The sequence below is a fragment of the Novosphingobium album (ex Hu et al. 2023) genome, assembly GCF_022832385.1.
In the GTDB taxonomy this organism is placed as follows: Bacteria; Pseudomonadota; Alphaproteobacteria; order Sphingomonadales; family Sphingomonadaceae; genus Novosphingobium; species Novosphingobium album.
Window position 1 is genome coordinate 1 of sequence record NZ_JALHLE010000057.1, and the last position, 7158, is coordinate 7158.

The 7158-nt window shown below is 57.3% G+C and carries 10 protein-coding genes; 8 read left to right on the top strand and 2 right to left on the bottom strand.

Annotated features, from left to right (window positions below; translation table 11 throughout):
• Positions 1-118 precede the first annotated feature (118 nt).
• From MTR64_RS21020 to MTR64_RS21030, 3 genes are all read left to right on the top strand, one after another.
• Positions 119-1186 (top strand): hypothetical protein, encoded by a 1068-nt coding sequence (locus MTR64_RS21020; protein ID WP_243996523.1) that lies wholly within the window; start codon positions 119-121, stop codon positions 1184-1186.
• Positions 1187-1273: 87 nt separating this feature from the next.
• Entirely contained in the window at positions 1274-1957 is a 684-nt protein-coding gene (locus MTR64_RS21025; protein WP_243996526.1) for a thermonuclease family protein, read from the top strand.
• A gap of 10 nt (positions 1958-1967) precedes the next feature.
• Positions 1968-2240 carry a hypothetical protein gene (locus MTR64_RS21030; RefSeq protein WP_243996528.1) on the top strand — a complete coding sequence of 91 codons (273 nt, stop codon included), beginning with the start codon at positions 1968-1970 and terminating at the stop codon, positions 2238-2240.
• Between the two features lie 515 nt (positions 2241-2755).
• Here MTR64_RS21030 and MTR64_RS21035 read toward each other — a convergent pair.
• Both MTR64_RS21035 and MTR64_RS21040 read right to left on the bottom strand, forming a co-directional pair.
• Positions 2756-3025 carry an usg protein gene (locus MTR64_RS21035; RefSeq protein WP_067736059.1) on the bottom strand — a complete coding sequence of 90 codons (270 nt, stop codon included), beginning with the start codon at positions 3023-3025 and terminating at the stop codon, positions 2756-2758.
• The gene (locus MTR64_RS21040; protein WP_067736062.1) at positions 3022-3255 is read right to left on the bottom strand and encodes a hypothetical protein; all 234 of its coding nucleotides are present in this window, start codon (positions 3253-3255) and stop codon (positions 3022-3024) included. The genes MTR64_RS21035 and MTR64_RS21040 overlap by 4 nt, the downstream gene beginning before the upstream one ends.
• A 263-nt stretch (positions 3256-3518) precedes the next feature.
• Between MTR64_RS21040 and groES the strand changes: the two genes are divergently transcribed.
• The 5 genes from groES to MTR64_RS21065 all read left to right on the top strand — a co-directional run bounded on the left by groES (position 3519) and on the right by MTR64_RS21065 (position 6877).
• The gene (gene groES / locus MTR64_RS21045; protein WP_066760610.1) at positions 3519-3833 is read left to right on the top strand and encodes a co-chaperone GroES; all 315 of its coding nucleotides are present in this window, start codon (positions 3519-3521) and stop codon (positions 3831-3833) included.
• Positions 3834-3885: 52 nt separating this feature from the next.
• The gene (groL, locus tag MTR64_RS21050) at positions 3886-5505 is read left to right on the top strand and encodes a chaperonin GroEL (protein WP_066760612.1); all 1620 of its coding nucleotides are present in this window, start codon (positions 3886-3888) and stop codon (positions 5503-5505) included.
• A gap of 157 nt (positions 5506-5662) precedes the next feature.
• Positions 5663-5854, top strand: coding sequence for a YdcH family protein (locus MTR64_RS21055; RefSeq protein WP_067736065.1), 192 nt, complete (start codon positions 5663-5665; stop codon positions 5852-5854).
• Positions 5855-6102: 248 nt separating this feature from the next.
• Positions 6103-6579, top strand: coding sequence for an Hsp20 family protein (locus tag MTR64_RS21060; protein ID WP_174523909.1), 477 nt, complete (start codon positions 6103-6105; stop codon positions 6577-6579).
• A 103-nt stretch (positions 6580-6682) separates the two neighbouring features.
• On the top strand, positions 6683-6877 hold the full coding sequence (locus MTR64_RS21065) for a hypothetical protein (protein ID WP_243996530.1): 195 nt from the start codon (positions 6683-6685) through the stop codon (positions 6875-6877).
• Positions 6878-7158 lie beyond the last annotated feature (281 nt).

Below are 7158 nucleotides of genomic sequence, written 5' to 3' on the forward strand. Positions count from 1 at the left end.
CCTGAGTCAAACCGGATAGCCTCCGGAAAACCCGGGGCGCTTCAAACTGCTTTATCGCGGCTTCGATGGCCTTGATGTCAGCTTCAAAGGACAAATATCGCCCCAATTTTCTGCCGCCTTGGAGAGAGCGAAGGAAGAAGCCCAGAAAGCCCGCCAGCGTACCTTTCTGGAATGGAACGGCATTGGCATGGCCGTGTTTGAGAGCGGATCGAAGGGAGGTTACGCGTTCAAAGTCACCACCGGTGAATTTGGCGCGACGTGGTTTTTCAAGAAGCCCAACCCAAAAGATCCTTGGGGCATCAGGGTATCGTCCAACTCGTTCTTTCTCGCGATTAACGGGTTTGAGGGAGCGAGGAGCAAAATCTACGAAACTATGGCTGCGCTGGAGATCACGCTTCTCCCCACTGCGGAAAGCATCAGCAGAGTGGATTACGCCATCGACTTCTTGGCGCCTGATTTCACCCTCACGCCTGAACATTTTGTGATGCATTCGAACGCGCGTCGCGCCGATCACATTGAAAAGATAGACATGGCGGTGAATGGTCGATCGGGGCGCGCCACATCCGTGACCATTGGAACGATGCCAGGACGGCAAGTCATCGTTTACGACAAGCGTGCGGAAATCATCGCCAAAAAAAAGGTTGGCTGGTGGGAGATTTGGGACGCGCCAAGATTGGAAGGAGGCTTACCAGCTCTTGAACGTGATGCGCCCGAAAAATGTTCAATCTGGCGAGTTGAGCTTCGAGCTGGAAAGAAGCATCTCAAAGAGCGGTCTGGCGTCACGACATGGACGGATCTCGATGATCGATTCGGCGATGTGGTGGCCGCCACGCTTGATGCGATCCGATATGCATCACCAAACGCCGATAGCAATCGGTCTCGCTGGCCAGACAGCGCGCTTTGGACAGAAGTTAAGCACCAGACACAAGATGACCTGTTCGAAATGCACAGCACTGCCGACCCCGATCTTGTTCGGTATGTTCAAAAGGAAGCACATGATCGGCTGTTGGCGGGACAAATGGCAGGCCTGCTGACAAGCCGCGCCGCCCTTCATGGAATTGATGACGCGCACCTGGCGGAATTTGCTGCTCTCATAGGCGAACAAATGGCTCAACAGATTGAGGACGACCCAGAACGATTCTTTCAGAAGCTTCACAAAGCCGCCGACCGCTTTCGGCTAGGATGACAGAGTGCATTAACAGCGCAGCGGTTGTCGCGTCCGAGTTTCTAAGGCAAGAAGCCAAGATATTGATTCTGTTGCGAGCTATGTAGAATGTGGCGTTTACTTTTAGCGTTGCTATTTTTTCTACCTTCCGGGGCAAGTGCTCAGATGATTTTAGGCACGGCCAAGGTTATTGACGGTGACACGATAGACCTCGGCGGACAACGCGTTCGCTTGCACGGTATCGATGCGGTTGAAGCCCAGCAAAGCTGCAGCCGAAACGGTGAACTCTGGAATTGCGGCCAAGATGCTACGGCTCTCCTCTCCAGCTTGGCCAACGGCAGGCCGGTCACGTGCAGGCAACGCGATATTGACCGTTACGACCGCATTGTTGCGACTTGTGAGGTTGGAAGACAGGATCTCGGTAAGGCGATGATTGATGCCGGTTTCGCCGTTGCTCTGCCGCAGTTCAGTCAGGCATATTTAGAAAATGAAGCCCTCGCGAAGCAGCGGCGAACCGGCATCTGGGGCTCGGAATTTGATCCGCCAGCCACCTATCGCGCCGCGCATCCCACGCAATATCGACCGCCAGTGCAACCTAAAACAACCCCGCAGACCTTTCGGCAACGGCCGGTGGTTGAACGCAACCAATCGAGTGGTGCCTATTATCGGAATTGTGCCGCCGCATGGGCAGCTGGCGTTGCGCCCATTTATCGCGGTCAACCTGGCTACCGCCCTGAAATGGATGGTGACGGGGATGGCATCGCCTGCGAACCTATTCGTGGTCGTCGATGACGTTTGGCCCATGGCTACGCAAGACGATCTGTTCGAGATGCACAGCACTGCCCACCCCGATCTTGTTCGGTATGTTCAAAAGGAAGCACATGATCGGCTGTTGGCGGGACAAATGGAAGGACTGCTGACAAGCCGCGCCGCCCTTCATGGAATTGATTACGCACACCTTGCGGAATTTGCTGCCCTCTTAGGCGAACAAATGGCTCAACAGATTGAGGACGAGCCAGAGCGATTTTCTCAGAAACTTCACAAAGCCGCTGATCGCGTTCGCATTATGCGCTAGAAAATTTGGTCTTCGTGAGACACTATATTCAGCCAGCTCGAATCTTAATCAGGGATGCCGCGGGAATATGGGAGAAATAAAAGCATTTCGCGGCGAAAAGCGGCTGAAATCATTGGATGAATGCCAAGGCCCGACCCTGCACTTTCTTCCTCGTTCCAAGGTTCAATTCAGCACAATGCAAATGGTCGTAGGTGGGCTAGTCATTGGCATCGCACTTGGACTCATCATAATCTAAAGGCGTATACGAACTCGCCCACCCGTTGTTGGCGTTCCCAAAGAGCCATCACTCGCAGCGTTGACCGCTTCGCGCCCACTCACGCCGTTCGACCGCAATATTACGATGCTTGAAAGCGGACCGCCCGATTATGACTGGGCCTGGGACTTTTCTGCCTTTCCTATGCCGTAGGATGAAGGTCGGCTCCTGCCAGAAGCCGACATTTGACCTCGGGCCACGCAGGGCGGTATGACTGCGACTAGCATGAATACGGGTCTGCAAGCTCAATCACCCGGCTCTGCTACTCCCACGAGATCACGCCGTCCGCCAAACGCCAGCTCGCTGGCCGGATCACTTTCTCATGGGCGATTCGGACTGACCTGATCTCCGCTTCGATCTCGCGCCGCCAATGCGCGAGGAAGTCGAACAGTACCGGAAAATCCGGTGCTGCGTCGTATTCCTGCCAGGCATAGACCTGCAAGAGCGAGGGGTGATCCGGCATGAAATAGCAGATTTCTGCCGTGGTAAGCCCATATCCGTCCAGCTGAACCAGAAAAGCGCGATCGGTCATTGCAGCGTGGGCTGGCTGTCCGGGCCGTCGAGCGAGCGCAGCGCCGCGAATACGTCGTCAACGCAAACCGGACCTTTGAGTTCGGGGGGCTGTCGCATCGCAGGTTGGTTTTCGACGGCATGCCGATCAGATGCCCAGGAAGCCAGGATGGCTCGCTTCACTTCGGGCTCAAGCGCGGGATGATGCGCTACATCGAAGGGATGCAGGTAGCGTGCGAATGGTTGCGACATGGGAACATCCTCCTTTCTGCCTTGCCGCTTATCACTCACCGCGGATTGCTCCGCTCGGGATATTTTGTGAGTCGATTTCAGACCGTCAAGACCCTGATAAGGCCTCCGGAAAGCGCCCATTGGCAGTCGCAATCGGCGAGTGCCAAAAAATTTGATTTGGACCTCTTGAAGCCGTTTCCAGCAAAACTAGATCGCGAAATGCCTCCTGCCGATCATCCGGGGGAGGCGCTGTAAGTCATTTCGCTTTGTAATGGAGGTTATGCATGCATTTCCGACCTTTGCACGATCGCGTGCTGGTTCGCCGTATCGAGGCCGAAGAAAAGACGGCCGGCGGCATTATCATCCCTGACACCGCCAAGGAAAAGCCGATGGAAGGCGAAGTCGTCGCCGTTGGCCCGGGGGCGCGTGACGATGCCGGGAAGCTGGTGGAACTCGCCGTCAAGGCGGGCGACCGCATCCTGTTCGGCAAGTGGTCTGGCACCGAAGTGCGGATCGACGGCGAGGACCTGCTCATCATGAAGGAGAGCGACATCCTCGGCATCATCGAAACTGCCGCCGAGCTCAAAAAGGCGGCGTAAGCAACCAACCCGATCTTCGGTTCAATCGAAAGAAGAGAAAGGAGCAGGCCAGATGGCTGCGAAAGAAGTAAAGTTTGCGTCGGATGCGCGTGATCGCATGCTCCGCGGCGTGGATACGCTTGCAAATGCGGTTAAGGTAACTCTCGGCCCCAAGGGCCGCAACGTGGTGATCGAGAAGAGCTTCGGTGCCCCTCGTATCACCAAGGATGGCGTCACTGTCGCCAAGGAAATCGAACTCAAGGACAAGTTCGAAAACATGGGCGCACAGATGCTGCGCGAAGTCGCCAGCAAGCAGAACGACAAGGCGGGTGACGGCACGACCACCGCCACCGTTCTGGCCCAAGCCATAGTGCGCGAAGGTGCCAAGGCGGTTGCTGCCGGCATGAACCCGATGGACCTGAAGCGCGGTATCGACCTCGCCGTCGGCACCGTGGTCAAGGACCTCGAAAGCCATGCCAAGAAGGTGTCCGCCAACAGTGAAATCGCACAGGTCGCGACCATTTCCGCCAATGGCGACGAAACCGTCGGTCGCATCCTTGCCGAAGCCATGGACAAAGTCGGCAACGAAGGCGTGATCACGGTCGAGGAAGCCAAGAGCCTCGAAACCGAGCTCGAAACGGTCGAGGGCATGCAGTTCGATCGCGGCTATCTCTCGCCCTACTTCGTGACCAACGCCGAAAAGCTGAAGGTGGAACTCGAGGATCCCTACATCCTCATCCATGAGAAGAAGCTGTCGAACCTGCAGGCGCTGATCCCGCTGCTCGAACAGGTCGTGCAGTCGGGCAAGCCGTTGCTGATCATCGCGGAGGATGTCGAAGGCGAAGCCCTGGCTACCCTGGTGGTCAACAAGCTGCGCGGCGGCCTCAAGGTCGCGGCGGTCAAGGCACCCGGCTTCGGCGATCGCCGCAAGGCCATGCTGGAGGATATTGCCATCCTCACCGCCGGCAATGTGGTCAGCGAGGAACTCGGCACCAAGCTGGAAAATGTCACGATCGGCATGCTCGGCCGGGCCAAGAAGGTCATCATCGACAAGGACAACACCACCATCGTCGATGGTGCCGGTAACAAGGCCGACATCGACGCCCGTGTCAGCCAGATCCGTGCCCAGATCGAGACCACGACCAGCGACTACGACCGTGAAAAGCTTCAAGAACGCGTGGCCAAGCTGGCTGGCGGCGTCGCCGTCATCCGCGTCGGCGGTGCGACCGAAGTCGAGGTCAAGGAGCGTAAGGACCGCGTCGACGACGCGCTGCATGCAACGCGCGCTGCCGTTGAAGAAGGCATTCTGCCGGGCGGCGGTATCGCTCTGCTCCGGGCGCTTAAGTCGCTCGAAGGGCTCAAGGCCGCCAATGACGACCAGCAGTCGGGTATCGACATCGTGCGCCGCGCGCTGCGAGCACCGGCTCGCCAGATCGCCGAGAACGCAGGCGAGGACGGTGCCTATATCGTCGGCAAGCTGCTCGAAGGCGACGATTACAACCACGGCTTCAACGCCGCGACCGGCGAATACGAAGACCTTGTGAAGTCAGGCGTCATCGATCCGGCAAAGGTCGTACGCACGGCGTTGCAGGATGCGGCTTCGGTTGCCTCGCTGCTGATCACCACCGAGGCTCTGGTGGCTGAGCTGCCGAAGGAAGACACGCCAGCACCGATGCCGGCGATGGACTTTTAATCGCGAGAGGAGAGCGGGGTATCGCACCGCGCTCTCCAATCCGCGAACACCAGGCAGTTAGCAATGCCAGTTCGGCACCTGCTCACGCGGCCTGACACTGGGCAGGTTCTGAACGGGGCTTAACGGATCAATCGGTCGAATGAGAGAGGAGGAGTCTATGGCCGACAGGTATCTGGAGTATCTTTCACGCGAACATGCACGGCTGGAGGATGAAATCCGGCTGGAAAGCAAACGACCCCGGCCTGACGAAGTTCTGATTGCCCGGCTGAAGAAGCTCAAACTGGCGGTCAAGGACCAGATGCAAAACTGGGCTTCCAGTCACGCGAGCAGCGATCGGCTGACCGCGTAAACGGACTTGATCCTATCAAATTGTCTCCTGGAAGAAGGCCAGGCGCACCTCCATCGGTGCGCCTGGTCTTCTCTTGCAAGGCACTGAAAACAAACCCATAAAAATTCTTAATAGGTCTTGAAACCAATTGCGCGTTTCATAATTTTATCAATGCCGGATGCCATAACGGGTCCGGTTGGACAGAGGGCGTCGGCTCTTGGTTCCCGGCGCCTCTCACGCCCAGATTGCTCAACAAGGAGGATTTGGAAATGAGAACTGCATTTGATTTGACCCCCTATCGCCGCTCGACGGTCGGTTTCGATCGGCTCTTCGATGCGCTCGAGAACAGCTTCCGCGCCGAGACGCAGGATGGCTACCCACCCTTCGACATCGTTCGCACCGGCGAGGACAGCTACCGGATCACTCTGGCGGTTGCCGGCTTCCGTCCGGACGAAATCGACATCACTGCACAGCAGAACCAGCTCGTCATCTCCGGTCAGAAGACCGAGAAGGACGAAGACGGTGTTGAATTCGTTCACCGCGGTATCGCTGCCCGCGCGTTCGAGCGGCGGTTCCAGCTGGCCGACTATGTCGAAGTGCGCGATGCGGATTATGAGCACGGCATGTTGACGATCTCGCTCCAGCGGATCGTCCCTGAATCGCTCAAGCCGCGCAAGATCGCCATCGGAAGCCGCGAGCATGTCAACGACGACACACCGCAGCTGACTGAAGACAAGGCGGCCTAAGCCCCAATCATCGGGCAAATCCTCGGCGGGGTGGGTGCAATCGCACCTGCCCCGCTTGACGAAGCTTTGCCCAAACCAGTCCGTAAATAGGAGGAATGTCGAGATGGCTATCGTCTTTGGCTCAGCAATGAATAAGCGGCAGCTTCCGGCGGCTTCATTTGAGCGAGTGTATGGCCGAGATGTTCGCGGCTTCTGTCCGGGTGCTGAGAGCCACACCAACGGCAGGTTTTGGCGTGAACGGTCCTTCATGATGGTTGATGGGAACGACCGGGTCTGGTCGCAAACTGCCGCGCTGTGAACGTCAGCTATCCCTCCATTCCACATTCGAAGCGGTCATTCGCCTACCGGCCCGTTACGGTCATTCTCGCGATTCAAAGCCTAGACCGCGATGAAATGACCTTAGTCGGAGGCAAGCTCAGCCCAATTTGTCGTGACCAAATTGCGGACCTCATGCGGACACGGCGTCTCGCCTTGCGGAGCGCGCATCATCTAAGCTGTTGGAAAGATTGGTTGCGGGGGCAGGATTTGAACCTGCGACCTTCAGGTTATGAGCCTGACGAGCTACCGGGCTGCTCCACC